Genomic DNA, 19445 nt, shown 5'->3' with positions numbered 1-19445 from the left:
CCTACTCGTGGTCCGGCGTCGGCGCTTCCTCCTGCTGCACGGGCACAGCACCGGTCGCGACGGGGATCTCCTGCGTGAGCGGCGCCTCCGCGGCCATCTCGAGAGCCTCTTCCGTCTCGAACTGCTCTTCGCTGTCTTCGCCGCGGAACTGCGTCATGTACAGATCGAAGTACGCCCCGCGCTTCTCAAGCAGCTCGTCGTGCGTGCCCTGCTCGACGATCGCGCCGTGCTCCATCACGAGGATCGTGTGGGCATCGCGAATGGTCGAGAGGCGGTGCGCGATCACGAACGAGGTGCGGTCGGTGCGCAGAGCAGACATCGCGTTCTGCACGAGCAGCTCCGTGCGCGTGTCGACCGAGCTCGTCGCCTCATCGAGAATGAGAAGCGACGGGTTCGCGAGGAACGCGCGGGCGATCGTGATGAGCTGCCGTTCCCCCGCCGAGACGCTGCCGCCCTCGGCATCCACCACTGTGTCGTAGCCCTCGGGCAGCTGCCTCACGAAGCGGTCGACCATCGTCGCAGTGGCTGCCTCGACAACCTCGTCATCGGTGGCATCGAGACGTCCGTACCGAATGTTCTCGCGGATCGTCCCCTCGAACAGCCACGTGTCCTGCAGAACCATGCCGACCTGCGACCGCAGATCCGCGCGCGACAGCTCACGCGTGTCGATACCATCGAGCAGGATGCGTCCACCAGTGATCTCGTAGAAGCGCATCACCAGGTTCACAAGCGTCGTCTTGCCCGCACCCGTCGGCCCCACGATCGCGACGGTCTCGCCGGGTTGGACGTCGAAGGAGACGCCCTCGATGAGCGGGGTGTCCGGCGAGTAGCTGAACGACACGTCCTCGAACCGCACATGTCCGCGCGTGGTCTCCGGCAACTCGGCGCGAACGTCGTCGGGCTCCTGCTCCTCGGCATCCAGCAGCTCGAATGTGCGCTCTGCCGACGCGACACCCGACTGCACCATGTTCGCGACGCCCGCCATCTCGCTGATGGGCTGCGTGAACTCGCGGGAGTACTGGATGAACGCGGTCGCGTCACCGAGCGTCATCTGGCCGGATGCTACGCGGAGACCTCCCACGACAGCGATGAGCACGTAGGAGAGGTACGACACGAACTGCATCGCCGGCATGATCATGCCCGAGACGAACTGCGCCCCGAACGACGCCTTGAAGAGCTTCTCGTTGCGCTCGTCGAACTCACGCAGCATCTCCTCGTCGCGGCCGTAGGCGCGCACGAGCTCAAGGCCCGAGAAGGACTCTTCGACGTGGCCGTTCAGGGTTCCCGTGCTCTTCCATTGCTCAGTGAAGAGCTTCTGGGAGCGCACCCCGATGACCCCGGCGATGACGCCCGAGAGCGGCAGCGCGATGAGCGCGATGAGCGCGAGCTGCCACGACACGATGAACATCATCGCCGCGATTCCGATGATCGTGAGCGCCGACTGCACGAGCTGCGAGAACGCCTGCTGGAGAGCGTTCTGCACGTTGTCGACGTCGTTCGTGACGCGCGACATGAGATCGCCGCGCTGGCGCGTGTCGAAGTAGCTGAGCGGCAGGCGATTGAGCTTGACCTCGATGTCTTCACGCAGACGGTAGACGACGCGCATCACGAGGGCGTTCAGAATGAAGCCCTGCGCCCACATGAGGATCGATGCGACGACGTACATACCGAGGACGATGAAGATGAGACGGCTCAGCTCGACGAAGTCGATACCCTGTCCGGGCACCACGTCCGCGGTCGCGAGCATCTGGGCGAAGTCGGCCTGACCGGCATCCTTCGCCTGTTCGATGATCGTCTCAAGCGGCACGCCTTCGGGAAGCTGCGCACCGATGACTCCGTTGAAGATGACGTCCATGGCGAGACCGAGGATCTTCGGCGCGATGACCGTGAGCACGACGGATGCCACAACCAGCACGACCACGAGTGTCATACCGGCGCGCTCCGGCTTCAGCAGCCCAAACAGGCGCTTCGCCGACGGCCAGAAGTGCTTCGCCTTCTTCGCGGGGGCGTCGCCGAACATGTCGCCGTCGGCCTCCGCCGGCGCGTACTCGAGCAGTTCGTCGTCCGTCTTCGCCGCTTCGGCCTCAGCGATGGGGGATGCCGCGGGAGCGGCGTCTCTGTCTTTGCGACGCGCCATCAGGCCACCCCCTCCACACTCAACTGGGATCTCACGATCTCCTGATAGGTCTCGTTCGTCTCGAGCAGCTCATCGTGCGTGCCGCGTCCGACGATGACGCCCGCGTCAAGCACAATGATCTCGTCGGCCTCGCGAATCGTTGAGACGCGCTGTGCGACGACGATGACCGCGGCATCCGTGATGGACTCGGCGAGTGCCTCGCGCAGTCGAGCGTCGGTGGAGACGTCGAGTGCGGAGAACGAATCGTCGAAAAGGAAGACCTTGGGCCTCGCGACCAGTGCTCGGGCGATGCAGAGTCGCTGGCGCTGGCCGCCCGAGACGTTGGTTCCTCCCTGTGCGACGGGTTCATCGAGGCCCTTGGGTTTCGCGGAGACGAAGTCGTCCGCCTGGGCGATGCGCAGAGCCTCCCAGAGCTCGGCGTCTGAGGCATCCGGGTTTCCGAATTGAAGATTCGAGCGGATAGTGCCCGAGAACAGGTACGGCTTCTGCGGAACCAGGCCGATCACGCTCGCCAGCTGCGCCCGCGTGAGGTCTTCGACGGAGGACCCATCGATCGTGATTCGGCCGGACTGCACGTTGTACAGATTCGGCACGAGATTCACGAGCGTCGATTTACCAGCGCCGGTCGAGCCGACAATCGCCGTCGTCGTGCCCGGGGATGCCGTGAAGCTGACGTCGTCGAGAACAGGGCGCTCAGCTCCGGGGTAGCCGAACGTGACGCCGTCGAACTCGACGACTCCGGTGGACGGAGTCGGGACATCGGGTGCCTTCTTCGGCGCGTGCTCGCTCTCACGCAGGACGTCGTCGATGCGCTCGGCACAGACCACGGCTCGAGGAATCATCATGACCATGAAGACGCCCATCATGACGGCGACGAGAATCTGCAGCAGGTACTGCAGGAAGGCCGTGAGCGACCCGACTTGCATGTCTCCCGCGTCCACGCGGTGACCGCCGAACCACAGAACCGCCGCAGTGGCGAGGTGCAGAATCATCATGATGACCGGGAACATCAGCACGAAAATGTTGCCGACGCGCACAGAGACGCGGGTGATCTGCTCGTTCGCGGTGCGGTAGCGAGCGGTCTCGTGAGGCTCCCGAACGAACGCGCGGATGACGCGGATGCCCACGATCTGCTCGCGCAGCACGCCGTTGATCGTGTCGATGCGATCCTGCATCTCGCGGAACAGCGGAAGCAGGAGTTTGACCAAGATGCCGACGACGACGAAGAGCACGGGAACGGAAACCCAGACGAGCCATGAGAGCCCGACGTCTTCGCGCAGCGCCATGATGATGCCGCCGATGCACATGATCGGCGTCGACACCATGAAGTTGAGTGTCATGAGCACGAGCATCTGCACCTGCTGCACGTCGTTCGTGTTGCGAGTGATGAGCGTCGCTGTGCCGAAGCGCCCGACCTCGAGAGCTGTGAGCTTGTCGACTTTGCGATAGATGGCACGACGCAGGTCGCGCCCTACCGCCATCGCGACTCGCGCGCCGCAGTAGATCGCCGCGATCGCCGCGCACACCTGTGCGAAGCAGACGGCAAGCATGACGAGGCCGGTGTTCCAGATGAACTCGGTGTCGCCCTTGGCGATGCCCTGGTCGATGATCTGAGCGTTGAGAGTAGGCAGGTAGAGGATGCCGATGGTCGACGCGAGCTGCAGTACGGCGACACCGACGATCCACGGCCAGTACGGCCGCGCATAGTGAAGTGAAAGGCGTAGGAGGGCCACGAGAATTACGTCCTGACGTTCTTGTTCTCGCCTGTTGAAAATTGGCGAGCGTTAGAGCTTACCCCGATGCCTCCGACATTCTCTATCCGTCGCAAGACGGATATCTGATGGAGGGACTACTCACATCAGATCAGCGGAACCCATCCATCAATTGATGGTCGCTGAAGGGACCCGAATCTCTTTAGCTGGCGGTGCTCTTTGCAGCCCGACGGCGACGACGCGTGGGCCACAGGTCAGCCTTGAGTCCGATCTCGAGTCGCGCGATTGTCGCGAGGTCTGGCCACGTGCGACCGCCGATGATCCCGCTGATGGTGGCGTGGTCGACGCCGGTCTGGGCTCCGACGGAGCGAAGGCTCTGTGAGCCGATGGTGTCACGCAGGGTGACAGCGAATTGACGCGCGACCTCAGCTACGGGATCGGCGCACTCAGCCTCGGGCCAATTGTCGCTCAGCTCGCGCGGCTTTGATCGAGTAGGACGTGCCATGCCCCTAAACGTAATGCTTTCATTCTGAACATCTGCACTGTAAGTGCTGGGAAACTGCACTCGCGGTCGCTTTCTGTGCTCCGTCTCGAAAGCATGTTGCGCGACGCGTTCCCTAGAACGGCGGGGATTCCTCCCCTATGCCGCTGTTCTCCACTCGTGCTGAAAGTTGAGAATCACCGACAGCCAAAGAATTTTCGGAGTGTGCACGCCCGGACGTGTCGCGCTCGCCTTCCGCGGTGTCATCACTGGTGAACACCACTTTCCGGGTGCGCACGAACTCTCGAGCAGACCGCCCCGCTTTAGTGATGACTGCGGCGGGCAGGCTTTCGTAGACGCGGCCTCGCGGGCTCGTCCATGTCATCCGGCCGTCTGGATGAAGCTCCACGTCCCACCCGCGTTTGTGCTTGAGTCGGTGATGCTTGCGGCAGAGGAAGGCGAGGTTCCTGATGTCGGTTTCTCCGCCCCACTGCCAGTCTTTGCTGTGGTCTGCGTCGCACCACTGCGCCTGGTGGTTGCACCCTGGAAAGCGACAGGTACGATCACGAAGGAGAAGCGCGCGTCTGAGGTCGGCGGGAACCCTGTAGGACTCGCGACCGACGGACAGGACCGCTCCCGTTTCGGGATGGGTGAGGAGACGCGTGAGCGACGGTGCGTTCGCGGCGAGATCGCGCGCGGCGTCTGCGTCGATGGGGCCGTAGCCGTCGAGGGTCGCGGGCGCCTCTGAGTTCCCGAGCAGCGACATGATGGGAACGGTGACCATCACTGTCGGTCGAATAGATGGCCGCTGTGCGACCCCAAGCCCGGAGCGGAGAGTCTTGCAGGGCGCGGGCCCGACGTTGCGCTTCAGTTTGAGTCGCTGGATGATCCGCGGAGCGATCGCGAGCATGTGTGCTTCGAAGAGCGACTGTCCAGGTTTCACCTCGACCGCGGGCAGTCCACGGGACCGCCGCTCCGCACGAGCATCGTCAATGACCTGTCCGAGTGTGGGAGGCAAAGTCATCGTCGCGCGCTGTTTCCCGTATTTTCCGGGGGTTGATGATTCGTCTGGTGACGATTCAGACGATGCCGGCTCCCCCGATCGCGCTCGCATCCGTTTTCGCGGAAGCCTCCGCGCCCGGACCGAGCCTGGATCTCGTGCCCAGACCGAGCCTGAATCATTCAGCGCTGTTGCAGTCACCTCACCGTATTCGAGAACGACGGGCGCGAAAGACGGCGAACCATCAGGCAGCAGCGATGACGCTTCAGCACTGACCAACAGATCGGATGGATACAGAGCATCCACCTCGTTGCAGCCGTCACCCACGCCGGAACTCATGTTCACATCAGCGGCATCGCGCTCACGACCGACTCGAACATCGACCTCGGGCCCGCCCTCCTCGCTGCTCGCACAGCGAATGAGCGCGTCGTCCTCGAGATCGGCACCAGGCTTCGGGTCGGCGAACCCAGCGATGATGGCGTCCGCGAAGACATCCGCAGCCATCTGCGGAAGCGTTCGGGGGTCTTCGGGCGAGAGCATGCGTCGCGCGACGTCGATGGTGGCGTTGTAGATCGCGGTCGCGCGCTCAGCAGTCTGCTTCACACCGACCCAGGCCATGCCATCGCGCACGGGCTCGAAGTCGACGCACCTCTCCTCTTCCGCGGCCTGACGACGCGTCTTGATTGATTCGGGGTGCATGCGCTCGCGCGTGATGCGCGCCGTACGGGCGAACTGCGAGGAGGTCTGTCTTGTCGCAACCGGAAGGACAGCCTGCTCGTAGCCTTCCACTGCCTCATTCGGCAGGCTCCACGACTGCTTGACGATGCCGCGCGCGTGCGCGTACGAGATCTCGCCCCGCCACAGGGAGTCGCGCGTCTCCGGAAGCTGGCGAATCAGCGTCGTCGCTTCTTCGATCTGGTTGCGTGCTGTCCTCTCCGGCACTCGACGCGCCAATGCGACCTCAGCGACGAATGACGTGAAGCTCAGCGAACCATCTCTCGCTGTCGAATCTTTCTTCGATCTTTGAGGGGCGTCACTAGCAGCTTCGCTCAGCACTCGGCTCTGAACAAGCACCTCTGCCCGCTGCGCCTCGAGCGCGGCGATCTCGCGGTCAATCGCGCTCAGACGGTCAAGGCAGAGCCCGATAACCTCATTGCGATCGCCCATCTCAGTTCGAGAGCGATCATGGAACAGAGAAACATCAGGCTCAAGTGATACATCAGGACCTGTCGAAGCATCAGCCTCGGTGCCAGCATCAGCGGAAGTGTCGACATCAGCGTCACCCTCAGAGGAAGCTTCCGCATCGACATCCATTCCTGGATCAGTCTCTGCCTCAGGTGCAGCTTTCGCGCCCGGTGCCGCGTCACCCTCCACGGGGGCTGCGTCACCCGCGAACGCCTCATCCTCTGATTCCATGCCTAGAGCTTAGCAATATTCGAAGTTTTGTTCTAGTCTTTCCACAAGCAAAGTCACTTGTCATGTGTGCACGCTACGCTGACCTGAACCAGTCAGAAGGGACCCAATGGCAGATCCGAACGCGGCAGTGCCGGAGCGCGGCTCCGGGCAGCGTCCTGCCCCCGTCAGAGACGGCGCCGCGCGTGAACATGACGGGATCATCGTCAACGGGGTGTCCCGCGCCTTCAATCGCGTACACGCCGTGCAGAACGCCGACCTCGAGGTGAGACCGGGCAGCATCACGGCGCTCGTCGGCCCGAACGGTGCGGGCAAGACAACGCTCCTGCTGATGCTGGCCAGCCTGCTGAAGCCCGACACAGGCAGCATTCGAATCGCCGGACACAACCCGGTCGCCGAGCCCCAGGCGGTTCGCTCAGCCATGGGCTGGATGCCCGACAGCCTCGGCACGTGGGCGACGCTCAGCCCGCGCATTGCACTGCAGAGTATCGGCCGCATGTACGCCCTCGACAAAGACGCCGCTGCGGTACGGGCGACGGAACTTCTTCAACTCGTCGGGCTCTCCGCACTCGCAGACCAGCCGGCTCGCGTCCTCTCCCGCGGGCAGAAGCAGCGACTCAGCCTCGCTCGCGCGCTCGTACACAGGCCTCGAGTCCTTCTGCTTGATGAGCCAGCCTCCGGTCTCGATCCCGCGGCGCGGAGCGAACTGCGTGCAATGCTCCGAAGCCTCGCCGCAGACGGCGCCGCGATTCTCATCTCCAGTCACGAGCTCTCCGAGCTCGAGGAGATCTCGGATGCCGCGGTCTACATGAACCGCGGCGTCACCGTGGCCGCAGACGCCGTCACGCGAGCGGCAACCTCGCAGCGGCAGTGGCGAGTCCGCGCGCTCGACGAGTCATCACTGCCCGACGCTCTCGCTCGCGTCGGGGTCGCTCCCGAGAACATCGCGGCCGATAACCGCGGAGTCCTCGTCACCGTGACGGACGAGGAAGAAGCCGCACTCCTACTCCAGGCTCTCGTGGGCGCGGGTGTGCGCGTGAGCTCGTTCTCACCGGCTGTGGGGCAGCTTGAGCACACCTTCCTCGATCTGTCCCGCCAATCGCAGGCAGGAACGCCGCAGCCAGAGGTCTCTGAGCCGGTAACGGAGCATCCGCACGCAACCGGCGATCAGCAATCTTCCGAGGGAGGCAACCGATGAGCTTCTTCCGCGGCCTCGGCCTGATCATCACCCTCGAACTGCGTCAGCGCGTACGCGGTGTCGCCTGGTACGTGCTCGTCGGCATCTTCGTGCTGCTCGTCGCTGCCGTCACAGTTCTGCTGCTGATGACGATGCAGACCTACTCGAGCGACGTCGACGAGCCTGGCGTCGGCGGATGGCTCTTCTCGCTCATCCTGTACTTCGTGTTGCTTCTCGGCACGCTCGCGACGCCCGCGTTCAGCGGCAACTCCATCAACGGAGAGAGGGATGCCGGAACCCTCGCGACCACGCAGGTGACGCTCGTGTCCACGGCGCAGATCGTGCTCGGCAAGTTCGTTGCGGCGTGGATCAGTGCGCTCGCTTTCCTCGTCGCGAGCATCCCGTTCGTTCTGATCGCCATCGCTATGGGTGAATTGGATGCCGCCACCATGGCGACCTCCATCCTGGTGCTCGCGGCAGAACTGGGCGTCATCGCAGCGATCGGCGTGGCCCTCTCCGGCATCCTGACGAAACCGCTCTTCTCGATCGTGGTCACGTACCTCACGGTCGCAGCCCTCAGCGTCGGGACGCTCATCGCCTTCGGCCTCCTCGGCTCGGTCACAACATCTGAACAGAAGACGACGCACATCGACGCCAGTGAGCTGTACGACGTCGAGACGGGAGAACTAGTCGGCACGACCTGCGGCGATCCCGAGGTGCAGTACTCGACGACACCGCGGTACGACCTCTACTGGGGCATCCTCGCCGCCAACCCATATGTCGTGCTCGCCGATGCCGTCCCCGGCAGCTTCGACACGCACGGGAATCCGACGAACCTCTTCAGCACGATCGCGTCGGGCGTGCGAAGCCTGCAGGAGCCGCCAGAACTCGACAGCGTCGTCGACATGTGCTCGACGACGTACGCCGATGACTATAAGACTCCGAAGGAGATTCACGACCAGGCTGTGCCCAGCTGGTTCGTCGGACTCGGCATTCACGTGCTGCTCGCGGCTGGCGCCCTCTGGTGGGCGATCGCGCGCACGCGGACCCCGGCGGGCAAGCTCACGAAGGGAAGTCGAATCGCCTAAGCATGAGAATCAGCCGTCCTCACGCTCTGGGTTGTCCAGCCGGAAGAAGTTCGACTGCGTGCCGTCGCTCTTCGTCTCCTGGTAGATGAAGTTCAGCCGTCGGTCATCGAACGTCTCGAACCAGTCATTCCAGCTGACCTCACGCAGCGCTCCGTCGTCGTGCGCGAAGTCGATCTGCAGAACGCCGAGGTGCCCGTTGTGCTCCGTCGCCTCGACCGTCGCCGGAACGCCATCGCGCTCATCCGCCCACGCTCGAATGACATCGTGACTCGTCGTCACAAGCGTCGCGCCGTCGTGGTCTGCCTTCTGATCAGGTGACGTGATGTGTTGAGCATGCTCAATGGATGCCGACATCTGCGGCCCCTTGCGGATCTCGCCCTCACTCATGAAAGGTCCTCCCGTTCAACGTTTCAGATGACGGCAACGCTATGCGTTTGAGGAAGCGCTCCTCAATGGCTTCACATTTGCTCGCACGCGTGACACAATCACTGCTTTTCGAATGACACATCGAGTGCCGGGAGATGAGTGGGGCCCAGCGACCGGCGAACAGGGTTGGACGCGACGTCGAGCCGTGAGCGAGCAGACGAGTCGAGGATCAACAGACGGGTCGCCGTGCCTCAGCGAGCACCGTCAGCGAGCGCGCTGTGAGCAAGCAGCCTGCTGGGCGTCAGCGGGCACGCTGGTGACGTTCGGACGCCGAGATGCCCACCCACGCAAGAACCGCAATCAGCAGCGCCTCCACACCGAGCACAATGAGATTCTGCGGGAGCGTACCCATGAACCCGAATGTCACGGCCAGTACGACGACACCGCACACAACCGCGACGACCGTCGCCCATGCGACGCGCCGACGCGCGTTCGACGAATGCCTCTGCGCGACAAGCGTAAAAGATGCTCCGATCGCCGACGTGAGGCCGATCGCCGCCCCAGCTGCCGCCGCGATGAGGCCGTAAACCGCCGCCAGATCCATGTAGCGGCCACCGGAGAACCACATCGACTCGATCAGCGCGCCGACGAAGACGTACCCGCCCGCGGCAAGCGCACCTCCGACGACCGCGCCGATGATGAGCGTGATGATGCTGCCTGGTCTCCACACACCTTAAGTATGCGGGGCAACACTGACAGCGCAGTGCTCACCGGCCTGGTGCGAACTCAGAGCTCGGCGTCCGGGAGCACCTCGCGCCTCAGTCGCTGACGGCAGCGGCATCCGCCCCGAGCGCATTCTGCGCCTCGACCAGCCGCAGCGCTTGCTCGACAGTATCGACATCGCGAACCGCGCCCTTGTCCGCAGACAGCGCCATCGCCGCATACGCACGCAGCGCCGGCGACACCACGCGCTCGCGCTCGCGCGGACGGAATCCGCCGTTCGCGATCAGGCTGCGCCGTCGCTCCTCGAGAACCTCTGCAGCGACATCGAGCGACATCGACCGGTTCGGAATGTCGATCGAGATCGTGTCGCCGTCCTCGACGAGCGCGATCAAGCCACCGGATGCCGCCTCGGGTGATATGTGTCCGATCGAGAGGCCCGAGGTGCCTCCGGAGAAGCGCCCATCCGTGATCAGCGCGCACTTCTTGCCGAGCCCGCGGCCCTTCAGGAACGAGGTGGGGTACAGCATCTCCTGCATGCCCGGTCCGCCCTTCGGGCCCTCGTAGCGGATCACCACGACGTCGCCCTCGCCGACCTCCTTCGCGAGGATCTTCTGCACGGCTTCATCCTGGGACTCGCACACGACGGCCGGGCCCGAGAACGTCCAGATCGACTCGTCGACACCGGCGGTCTTCACCACAGCGCCGTCCACGGCGAGGTTACCGCGCAGAACCGCAAGCCCACCGTCGGCCGAGTACGCGTGCTCGAGATCGCGGATGCAGCCTGCAGCGGCATCCGTGTCAAGATCTGCCCAGCGTTCCGACTGGCTGAACGCGGTCGATGAGCGCTTGCCGCCAGGTGCGGCGTACCAGAGGTCCATAGCCTCATCGGATGCCGCGCCACCACGTACGTCCCACGCATCGAGCCACTCGGCCAGGGACGGCGAGTGCACACTGTGAACGTCCTCGTTGAGCAGACCGGCACGGCACAGCTCGCCCAGCAGCGCGGGGATGCCGCCAGCCCGGTGGACATCTTCCATGTAGTACGTGCGGCCGTCCGCCACGTTCGGTGCCACCTTCGCCAGACACGGCACGCGCCGCGAGACTGCGTCGATCTCGTCGAGCCCGAAGTCGACGCCCGCCTCGTGCGCTGCGGCGAGCAGGTGGAGGATCGTGTTCGTCGACCCGCCCATCGCGATGTCGAGCGCCATCGCGTTGCCGAACGCGTCGGGCGTCGCGATCGAGCGCGGCAGAACGGACTCGTCGTCTTCGTCGTAGTACCGCTTCGCGATCTTCACGACCGTCGCTCCGGCGTTCTCGTAGAGCGCCTTGCGCGCGGTGTGGGTCGCGAGCACCGAGCCGTTCCCCGGCAGCGACAGCCCGATGGCCTCGGTGAGGCAGTTCATCGAGTTGGCCGTGAACATGCCCGAGCAGGAGCCACACGTGGGGCACGCGCTCTCTTCGATGCGAAGCATGTCGGCATCCGAGATGCTGTCGTTCACCGCATCGGAGATCGCGTCGACCAGGTCGAGGGAGCGCACCGATCCGTCCACGAGCGTCGCGCGACCGGACTCCATAGGACCGCCGGACACGAAGACCGTCGGGATGTTGAGGCGCAGCGCTGCCATCAGCATCCCCGGTGTGATCTTGTCGCAGTTCGAGATGCACACGAGCGCGTCGGCGCAGTGGGCATTGACCATGTACTCCACGGAGTCCGCGATGAGGTCGCGGCTCGGCAGCGAGTAGAGCATGCCCGAGTGGCCCATCGCGATGCCGTCATCGACCGCGATCGAGTTGAACTCGCGGGGAATGCCGCCGGCCTCCTGAATCGCCTCGGAAACGATGCGCCCGACGGGCTGAAGGTGCGTGTGGCCCGGCACGAACTCGGTGAAGCTGTTCGCAACGGCGATGATCGGCTTGCCGAAGTCGCTTCCCTTCACGCCGGCGGCGCGCAGCAGTGCGCGGGCTCCGGCCATGTTCCGTCCGTTGGTGACTGTTCGTGAACGCAGGTGTGGCATGAGACCAGAGTGGTCGATGGATGTAGCGTGCGGAAGTTGCCGCTGGTGCTAGTAGTGTCACTACTAGTATTGAGCCATGGGTCAGGATGCTCGTGAGACACCGCGCCGCACTGCCGGGAACCAACCGGACAGCGACGTGCAGCGCCGTCGCGAGCTCGGCGGCTTTCTTCGTGCGCGCCGCACACAGCTCTCCCGCAGCGAGGTCGGGCTCCCACCCCGCACACGCGGCGGCGACCTGGGGCTACGCCGCGAGGAGGTCTCGTACCTCTCCGGCGTGAGCGTCACCTGGTACACGTGGCTCGAGCAGGGGCGCGACATCAATCCGTCCAGACAGGTTGTGGATGCCGTCGCGAGAACGCTCCGCCTCGAAGCATCCGAACACGAATACGTTCTCGCGCTGCTCGGCTACTCGACCCCCCTCCCCCAGCACGCCTCGCCCGTCCCGCACGCGCCGGCGCACCTGCACCGTCTGCTCGACTCCTGGAGCGACCCCGCGTTCGCCCTCGCTCCCGACTGGGGCGTGCTCGCCTGGAATGACGCGTACGAGCTGCTGTACCCGGGCATCGCCACCGTCGAGAGCGAGAACCGCAACCTGCTGTGGCTCGTGTTCACCGACCCGTACGTGCGCGAGCTGCTGCCTGACTGGGAGGTCACGAGCCGCCGGTTCCTGAGCGAGTTCCGGGCGGAGACCGGGCCGCGGCTCGGCGACCCGGCGCACGGGCTGCTCGTGGATCGGCTCCGCGAGGCGAGCGCCGAGTTCCGCGCGGGCTGGGAGAGTCGCGACGTGCAGCGCTTCACCTCACGGGAACGGCAGTTCCGGCATCCTCGCGTCGGTCTTCTGCACCTGGAGCACCATCAGCTTGCCCTCTCCGACCACCCCGAGATCCACATCGTCGTCTACACGCCAATGCCCGACACGGATGCCGCGGAACGCCTCGCCCGCCTCGGCGAGGCCTGACGGCCCTCAGACGTGACGACCCTCAGACGCCGAGCGCCGCCATCGACTCCAGCGTCACGTTCTCGCGCGGCGGCATCACCGTCGGGTGGGTTCCCGCCATCTCCTCGATGACGCGCAGCACCTGGCAGCTGTACCCGAACTCGTTGTCGTACCAGACGTAGACCACCGCGTTGTCGTCGTCCACGATCGTCGCGAGCCCATCCACGATTCCCGCGCGATGCGACCCCACGAAGTCCGTCGACACAACCTCCTGCGACTCGATGTAGTCCACCTGCTGACGCAGCTTCGAGTGCAGCGACACCGCGCGCAAATAGCTGTTCAGCTCCTCGCGATCCGCGGCCTTCTCGAGCGACAGGTTCAGAATCGCGAGCGAGACGTCCGGCGTGGGCACGCGAATCGCGCTGCCGGTCAGCTTGCCCGCGAGGTCCGGCAGCGCCTTCGATACGGCCTTCGCGGCGCCTGTCTCGGTGATGACCATGTTGAGTGCGGCCGAGCGACCGCGGCGCGCACCCGTGTGGAAATTGTCGATCAGGTTCTGGTCGTTCGTGTACGAGTGCACAGTCTCGACGTGTCCGCGGCGAATGCCGTAGGCCTCGTCGATCGCGGCGAGCACCGGGGTGATGGCGTTGGTGGTGCAGGATGCCGCAGACAGCACCGTGTCGGCATCCGTGATCTGGTCATGGTTGATGCCGTACACGATGTTCTTGATGTCACCCTTGCCCGGCGCCGTGAGCAGAACGCGCGACACACCCGTCGAGCGCAGGTGCTGCTCAAGGCCCTCGCGGTCGCGCCAGCGACCCGTGTTGTCGACGACGATCGCGTCGTCGATGCCGTACTCGGTGTAGTCCACGGTCGCCGGGTCGTTCGAGTAGATCACCTGAATCAGCGTGCCGTTCGCGAGGATCGAGTTCGCCTCCTCGTCGATCGTCAGCGTTCCAGCGAACGGACCGTGCACGGAGTCGCGACGCAGCAGGCTCGCGCGCTTCGCGAGGTCGTCTTCGCTGCCCTTCCGGACCACGATTGCACGCAGGCGAAGTCCCGCTCCGTTTCCGGCGTGCGCAATGAGCAGGCGTGCGACAAGGCGCCCGATGCGCCCAAAACCGTACAGAACGACGTCCCGCGGCTCAGCCGTCTCCGTTCGAGAGTCGAGGATGTCTGCGAGCTCACCGCGCAGGAAGTCGACGAGACTCGCCCCCTCGCCCCGCTCGCGGTGGGCCTGGTGAAGGCGCGCGATGTCGAGGGATGCCGGTCCCGGCTTCAGCTCGGCCAGTGCCTCGAGCACCGCCGTCGACGCATCCATCGACATGGCCTGCGCACCAGCCTGTCGGGCGAACTTATGCGCCTTGATCAGGTCGATTGACGACAAACCGATGAGGCGACGTCCGTGAATCGACGTCACGACGCCGTGCGTTCGATACAGACCTCCGACGAGCGGAATCATGCGTTCCGCCTGCTCCTCACGAGCGATCCAGTTCTGACGGTGGGACTCTACAGAGCTGTTCACGTGCGCTCCTTCTGCCGTTCGCACCTTGTGAGCCGACGGCGTTGTCATGGTTTTCGGGCACGCCGAATCGGCGCAGAAAAAGGGGGCGTGTCTCAATTTTACGTGTCTTGCATGAGACATGATGGGATCGACAGTGCGGCGACCTGTCTGAAGCGCCGAGCCGACGAGGAATCGAGAGGTAGACCCGATGGACACACCGATCACAACCCGCAGCCTCTTCGGACCGGGGCCGACGAACCCGTACCCGGAGGCGACGGTGGCGCTCGGCTACCCGCTGCTCGGCCACCTCGACCCGCTGTTCATCGAGCGCATCGACCACACGTGCGACGGTCTGCGCGAGGTGTGGGGCACCGAGAACGCCCGCACGCTCCCCCTCAGCGGCACCGGCTCGGCCGGCATGGAGGCCGCGTTCGTGAACATGGTCGAACCGGGCGATGTCGTGGTCATCGCCGTGAACGGCCTCTTCGGCGAGCGCATGTGCGACGTGGCCTCACGCTGCGGTGCGGAGGTCGTCCGCGTCGACCACGAATACGGGCAGCCCGTCGACCCGCAGCGCGTGGCTGACGCGCATCCGAACCCCACGATCATCGCCGCCGTTCACGCGGAGACCTCGACCGGCGTGCGCAGCGACATCGCCGCGCTCGGCGAGCTGAAGGGCGACGCGCTTCTGCTCGTGGACGCCGTCACCTCGATCGGCGGCCTCGAGCTGCGCGCGGACGACTGGGGCATCGACATCGGCTACGCCGGCACGCAGAAGTGCCTCGGCGTTGCGCCGGGCCTCGCGCCGTTCACGATCTCGGACCGTGCCTTCGAGCGCCGCATCGAGCATCCACGCTCGTGGTACCTCGACCTGGGGATGCTGGGAGGCTACGTCGGCGCAGCCTCCGGCTCGAAGCGCGCCTACCACCACACTGCGCCCGTCGGAATGATCGCGAGCCTTGAGGCAGCGCTCGACCGCATCCACGCCGAGGGCCTTGAGAACGTGTGGGCCCGGCACGCCGCCGCGGGTGAGGCGCTGCAGTCCGGACTACAGGAGCACGGGTACGAGCTCTTCGCCGCGGAGGGGCACCGTCTGCCGTCGCTCACGACCGTCAAGGTTCCGGACGGCGTCGATTCGGCGGCAGTGCGCGGTTACCTGCTCGACACCCTGAACATCGAGATCGGCGCGGGCGTCGGAGCCTACGCGGACAGCGTCTGGCGCATCGGGCTCATGGGACCGAACGCCACACCGGCATCGGTGACGACGCTGCTCGCAGCACTCGACGAGGCAGTCGCGGCAACGTCGAAGCGCTGAGCCCGTGGGGCAGAACGCAGCCGCGCCACGCTTACGGGAGGTCGCCGCGGCATACGCGGAACGCTCCGGGGAGTACATCGATCTCTTCGCCACGCTCGAGGGCGCGCACCCCTCGGACATCGAACTCGTCACAACCTGGGCACGCGGCCTGACCGGGCCGGTGCTGGATGCCGGCTGCGGCCCCGGTCACTGGACGGCTCTGCTCCGCTCCCTCGGACTTGACGCCTCCGGGGTCGATCTGGTGCCGGAGTTCATCGCTCACGCACGAACGCTCAGCCCTGAGGCGTCGTTCTCGGTCGGCAGTCTGACCGAGCTGGATGCCGCTGAGGCGACGCTCGGCGGCATCCTTTCCTGGTATTCACTCATCCACCTCGACCCGGCCGATGTGCCTCGCGCTCTCGCCGAGTTCGCCCGAGTCGTGCGGCCCGGGGGCGGGCTGCTGGTGGGGTTCTTCGTCGGGGAACGCCTGGAGCCCTTCGACCACGCGATCACGGCCGCGCATTACTGGCCGCTCGACGAGCTGCGCGCCCTCGTCGACGCCGCGGGCTTCGAGACCGTTGAAACACATACGCGCACCGGCCGCGGGTATCGTCCGCACGGCGCTCTCTCAGCACGGCGCCTCACTCTCTGAACGCCGCAGGGCACCGTCCCGGCCGCGCAATAGCGCTTGCCGCGCTCAGGGCGCGTGACAGACGCCGAGCGGCGGCGCACCCGCCCGGGCACGCCGCCGCTCTGACTCACTGACTCGTCCAGATCTCAGCCCGCGGGCGTGAAGTCACCCGCCCGTGCTGGACCGGACCTGTCCGGACGAGTAATTCAGCCCGCGGGCGTGAAGTCACGCGCACCGATGAAGTCGGGGCGCGGCGCCGCCGCCGCAAACGGGTCGACCGCCGTGTTCTCCACGCTGTTGAACACGATGAACACGTTCGAGCGCGGATACGGCGTCACGTTGCCGTTCGACGCGTGCATGCAGTTGCAGTCGAACATGATGGCGCCGCCCGCCTTTCCCTCGAGCACATCGATGCCGTAGGTGTCGGCGAACTGCGTCAGGGTCTCCTTCTCGGGAGTTCCCGCGCCCTGCATGATGAGCGACTTCTTGTAGTTGTCCTCTGGCGTCTCCCCACCGCACGAGATGTACTTCTTGTGCGAACCGGGCATGATCATCAGCGGCCCGTTGTAGGAGTAGTTGTCGGTCAGCGAGATCGAAATGCTGACCGTGCGCATGTTTGGCAGCCCGTCTTCGGCGTGCCAGGTCTCGAAGTCCGAGTGCCACATGAACTCCTTGCCCTCGAACCCGGGCTTGAAGTTCACGCGCGACTGGTGAATGTATACATCCGATCCGAGCAGCTGCTTCGCTCGCCCCACGACGCGCGGGTCATTTGCGATCTTCGCGAAGACGTCGCTGATCCTGTGGATCTCGAAGATCGAACGCACCTCGTCGCTCGCGGCCTCGACGACCGTCCGCTCATCGCGTCGGATCTCCTCCTGCGCCGACAGCCGTTGCAGCTCAGCGGTCAGCTCCGCGACCTCGCTCGCGCTGATCAGCTCGTCGACCGTCAGGTACCCCTTCTCGTCGTAGCCGCTCAGCGTGGCGGCATCCATGGGCCCATCGTCTGCGGTGCCGTAGAGCGTGGGGTCCGGACGGTCGAGAACTCGCTCGGGTCCTCCCGTTCGGGTGGGATAGACATCTGTCTGCACTGTCTGAGTTGCAGTCACTCACTCCTCCTTCATCGGTTTTGTTCGTTCTGCATTCGGTCACCCAAAACGACGACAGCCGGGCCAGCAGTGCTGGCTCGGCTGTCGTGTCTGGGAGCTTCAGGCGCCCGCGGGCTCTTCGGTGATGAGCGGGTACACGCCGTTCTCGTCGTGAACCTCGCGGCCCGTCACCGGCGGGTTGAACACGCACACGCACTTGATCTCCTCGCGAACGCGCACGACGTGCTTGTCATGATCGTTCAGCAGGTACAGCGTGCCCGGCTTGAGCTCGTGCGTCTCACCGGTCGCCTTATCGGTGATGGTTCCTTCACCCTGAGTGATGAACACCGCCTCGATGTGGTTGGCGTACCAGAACTCGCTCTCCGTTCCGGCGTACAGAGTCGTCTCGTGCACCGAGAACCCGACACCCTCCTTCGCGAGGATGATGCGCTTGCTGCGCCAGTTCTCGCTCTTGATGTCGGCGTCGGTGTCTTCGATCTCTGCCAGGGTGCGAACGATCATGCGTAGGTCTCCTCAGGGTTTGAAATGGTGGATGCCGAGTCTGCCAGCTTGCCGGAGGCGACGGTAGCCACCGCGCTCTCCAGAATGTCGAGGCCGGCCTCAAGCACGTCTTCGGGGATGGTGAGTGCGGCCAGCAGCTTGACGACCTCGCCGCTCGGACCCGCCGTCTCGACGAGCAGGCCGTTCTTGAAGGCCTCTGCGCACACGGCATCCGCGAGCTCGCCGCTCGCCATCTCGATACCGCGAGCCAGCCCACGACCCTTCGCAGCGACCGTGATGCCGGGCGTCACGTCGACGATCGACTGGAAGCGCTTCGCGACCGTCTCGGCCTTCTCCTTGATGCTCGTGGTGAACGAGTCGTCCGACCAGTACTCGCGGATCGTTGCGGTCGCCGTGGCGAATCCGGCGCTGATGCCGCGGAACGTGCCGTTGTGCTCACCGGGCTCCCACACGTCGAGCTCAGGCTTGAGAAGCGTGAGAGCCATGGGGATGCCGTAACCGGAGATCGACTTCGACAGGCAGACCATGTCGGGTTCAATGCCTGCCTCTTCGAAGCTGAAGAACGTGCCGGTGCGACCGCATCCCATCTGCACGTCGTCGATGATTAGCAGGATCTCGTGCTTCTTGCAGAGCTTCTCGAGGTTCTGCAGCCACTCGTAGCGTGCCGGGTTGATACCGCCCTCGCCCTGAACGGTCTCGACGATCACGGCGCCGGGCTTGTTCAGACCGCTGCCGCTGTCGGTGAGCAGACGCTCGAGGTAGAAGAAGTCCGGGTAGTCGCCGTCGAAGTAGTCGTCGTACGGCATCGGAGTGGCGTGCACGAGCGGAACGCCTGCTCCGCCGCGCTTCAGTGAGTTTCCGGTCACGGAGAGGGCACCGAGCGTCATGCCGTGGAACCCGTTCGTGAAGCTGATCACCGACTCGCGGCCGGTGTACTTGCGGGCCAGCTTCAGCGCCGCCTCGGTCGCCTGGGTTCCGCCAGGGCCGGGGAACGCGAGCTTGTAGTTCAGGCCGCGGGGCTTCAGGATGACGTCGTTGAACGTCTGGATGAACTCCTGTCGCGACTTCGTGAACATGTCGAGGGAGTGCATCACGCGGTCATCGCTGATGTAGTCGATCAGGACCTTCTTCAGCACCGGGTTGTTGTGGCCGTAGTTGAGCGCGCCCGCCCCGGCGAAGAAGTCGATGTACTCGCGACCGTCTTCGTCGTAGATGTGGCTGCCGACCGCGCGGTCGAAGACCGCGGGCCACGAGCGGGAGTAGCTGCGGACCTCGGACTCCATGGCGATGATGGCGTCAGAAATGGGGGACATCACGATTCCTTCCTTCGTGAGGATGCCGTGAATCTTTCAGAGAACGG

The 19445-nt window shown here is 64.9% G+C and carries 16 protein-coding genes; 5 read left to right on the top strand and 11 right to left on the bottom strand.

Features of this window, described 5'->3' with window-relative positions:
• Position 1 precedes the first annotated feature (1 nt).
• The 4 genes from ACSAGD_RS00160 to ACSAGD_RS00145 form a co-directional block, all read right to left on the bottom strand.
• Entirely contained in the window at positions 2-2137 is a 2136-nt protein-coding gene (locus ACSAGD_RS00160) for an ABC transporter ATP-binding protein (RefSeq protein WP_437583677.1), read from the bottom strand.
• A complete protein-coding gene (locus ACSAGD_RS00155) occupies positions 2137-3870 on the bottom strand; it encodes an ABC transporter ATP-binding protein (RefSeq protein WP_437583676.1) in 1734 nt (577 codons plus the stop codon). The genes ACSAGD_RS00160 and ACSAGD_RS00155 overlap by 1 nt, the downstream gene beginning before the upstream one ends.
• A 181-nt stretch (positions 3871-4051) precedes the next feature.
• Positions 4052-4354 (bottom strand): hypothetical protein, encoded by a 303-nt coding sequence (locus ACSAGD_RS00150; protein ID WP_437583675.1) that lies wholly within the window; start codon positions 4352-4354, stop codon positions 4052-4054.
• 112 nt (positions 4355-4466) lie between these two features.
• Complete coding sequence (locus tag ACSAGD_RS00145) at positions 4467-6746, bottom strand: DUF222 domain-containing protein (RefSeq protein WP_437583674.1); 2280 nt, start codon at positions 6744-6746, stop codon at positions 4467-4469.
• 106 nt (positions 6747-6852) lie between these two features.
• Between ACSAGD_RS00145 and ACSAGD_RS00140 the strand changes: the two genes are divergently transcribed.
• Both ACSAGD_RS00140 and ACSAGD_RS00135 read left to right on the top strand, forming a co-directional pair.
• On the top strand, positions 6853-7941 hold the full coding sequence (locus tag ACSAGD_RS00140) for an ABC transporter ATP-binding protein (protein WP_437583673.1): 1089 nt from the start codon (positions 6853-6855) through the stop codon (positions 7939-7941).
• Positions 7938-9008, top strand: a complete 1071-nt coding sequence (locus ACSAGD_RS00135) for an ABC transporter permease (RefSeq protein ID WP_437583672.1) — start codon at positions 7938-7940, stop codon at positions 9006-9008. Before ACSAGD_RS00140 ends, ACSAGD_RS00135 begins: the two co-directional genes overlap by 4 nt.
• Before the next feature lie 9 nt (positions 9009-9017).
• Here the strand turns inward: ACSAGD_RS00135 and ACSAGD_RS00130 are convergent, their stop codons facing one another.
• The 3 genes from ACSAGD_RS00130 to ilvD form a co-directional block, all read right to left on the bottom strand.
• Entirely contained in the window at positions 9018-9395 is a 378-nt protein-coding gene (locus ACSAGD_RS00130; RefSeq protein ID WP_437583671.1) for a hypothetical protein, read from the bottom strand.
• A 280-nt stretch (positions 9396-9675) separates the two neighbouring features.
• Positions 9676-10104 (bottom strand): hypothetical protein, encoded by a 429-nt coding sequence (locus ACSAGD_RS00125; protein ID WP_437583670.1) that lies wholly within the window; start codon positions 10102-10104, stop codon positions 9676-9678.
• Between the two features lie 88 nt (positions 10105-10192).
• Complete coding sequence (gene ilvD, locus ACSAGD_RS00120) at positions 10193-12112, bottom strand: dihydroxy-acid dehydratase (RefSeq protein WP_437583668.1); 1920 nt, start codon at positions 12110-12112, stop codon at positions 10193-10195.
• A gap of 76 nt (positions 12113-12188) precedes the next feature.
• Here ilvD and ACSAGD_RS00115 point away from each other — a divergent pair, with 76 nt between their 5' ends.
• Positions 12189-13070, top strand: a complete 882-nt coding sequence (locus ACSAGD_RS00115; RefSeq protein WP_437583667.1) for a helix-turn-helix transcriptional regulator — start codon at positions 12189-12191, stop codon at positions 13068-13070.
• A gap of 22 nt (positions 13071-13092) precedes the next feature.
• Here the strand turns inward: ACSAGD_RS00115 and ACSAGD_RS00110 are convergent, their stop codons facing one another.
• On the bottom strand, positions 13093-14538 hold the full coding sequence (locus tag ACSAGD_RS00110) for a glyceraldehyde-3-phosphate dehydrogenase (RefSeq protein WP_437585195.1): 1446 nt from the start codon (positions 14536-14538) through the stop codon (positions 13093-13095).
• A 223-nt stretch (positions 14539-14761) separates the two neighbouring features.
• On the opposite strand from ACSAGD_RS00110, the gene ACSAGD_RS00105 reads away from it, so the two are divergent.
• Positions 14762-15868: a pyridoxal-phosphate-dependent aminotransferase family protein gene (locus ACSAGD_RS00105; protein WP_437583666.1), complete on the top strand. Its 1107-nt coding sequence runs from the start codon at positions 14762-14764 to the stop codon at positions 15866-15868.
• Between the two features lie 4 nt (positions 15869-15872).
• Positions 15873-16499, top strand: a complete 627-nt coding sequence (locus tag ACSAGD_RS00100; RefSeq protein WP_437583665.1) for a class I SAM-dependent methyltransferase — start codon at positions 15873-15875, stop codon at positions 16497-16499.
• Between the two features lie 185 nt (positions 16500-16684).
• Here the strand turns inward: ACSAGD_RS00100 and thpD are convergent, their stop codons facing one another.
• From thpD to ectB, 3 genes are all read right to left on the bottom strand, one after another.
• Complete coding sequence (thpD, locus tag ACSAGD_RS00095; RefSeq protein WP_437583664.1) at positions 16685-17584, bottom strand: ectoine hydroxylase; 900 nt, start codon at positions 17582-17584, stop codon at positions 16685-16687.
• A 99-nt stretch (positions 17585-17683) separates the two neighbouring features.
• A complete protein-coding gene (locus ACSAGD_RS00090) occupies positions 17684-18085 on the bottom strand; it encodes an ectoine synthase (RefSeq protein WP_437583663.1) in 402 nt (133 codons plus the stop codon).
• Positions 18082-19398, bottom strand: a complete 1317-nt coding sequence (gene ectB, locus ACSAGD_RS00085; RefSeq protein WP_437585194.1) for a diaminobutyrate--2-oxoglutarate transaminase — start codon at positions 19396-19398, stop codon at positions 18082-18084. The genes ACSAGD_RS00090 and ectB overlap by 4 nt, the downstream gene beginning before the upstream one ends.
• Positions 19399-19445: the final 47 nt, after the last annotated feature.

It is taken from the genome of Paramicrobacterium salitolerans, from assembly GCF_051513965.1.
GTDB lineage: Bacteria > Actinomycetota > Actinomycetes > Actinomycetales > Microbacteriaceae > Paramicrobacterium.
Note: the sequence above shows the minus strand (reverse complement) of the source record. Positions and strands in the feature narration are given on the sequence as shown.

Excerpts from the sequence above, each read along its gene's own strand:
- ACSAGD_RS00160 (WP_437583677.1), bottom strand. The coding sequence starts at position 2,137 with ATGGCGCGTCGCAAAGACAGAGACGCCGCTCCCGCGGCATCCCCCATC.
- ACSAGD_RS00150 (WP_437583675.1), bottom strand. The coding sequence starts at position 4,354 with ATGGCACGTCCTACTCGATCAAAGCCGCGCGAGCTGAGCGACAATTGG.
- ACSAGD_RS00145 (WP_437583674.1), bottom strand. The coding sequence starts at position 6,746 with ATGGAATCAGAGGATGAGGCGTTCGCGGGTGACGCAGCCCCCGTGGAG.
- ACSAGD_RS00140 (WP_437583673.1), top strand. The coding sequence starts at position 6,853 with ATGGCAGATCCGAACGCGGCAGTGCCGGAGCGCGGCTCCGGGCAGCGT.
- ACSAGD_RS00135 (WP_437583672.1), top strand. The coding sequence starts at position 7,938 with ATGAGCTTCTTCCGCGGCCTCGGCCTGATCATCACCCTCGAACTGCGT.
- ACSAGD_RS00130 (WP_437583671.1), bottom strand. The coding sequence starts at position 9,395 with ATGAGTGAGGGCGAGATCCGCAAGGGGCCGCAGATGTCGGCATCCATT.
- ilvD (WP_437583668.1), bottom strand. The coding sequence starts at position 12,112 with ATGCCACACCTGCGTTCACGAACAGTCACCAACGGACGGAACATGGCC.
- ACSAGD_RS00115 (WP_437583667.1), top strand. The coding sequence starts at position 12,189 with ATGGGTCAGGATGCTCGTGAGACACCGCGCCGCACTGCCGGGAACCAA.
- ACSAGD_RS00105 (WP_437583666.1), top strand. The coding sequence starts at position 14,762 with ATGGACACACCGATCACAACCCGCAGCCTCTTCGGACCGGGGCCGACG.
- ACSAGD_RS00090 (WP_437583663.1), bottom strand. The coding sequence starts at position 18,085 with ATGATCGTTCGCACCCTGGCAGAGATCGAAGACACCGACGCCGACATC.
- ectB (WP_437585194.1), bottom strand. The coding sequence starts at position 19,398 with ATGTCCCCCATTTCTGACGCCATCATCGCCATGGAGTCCGAGGTCCGC.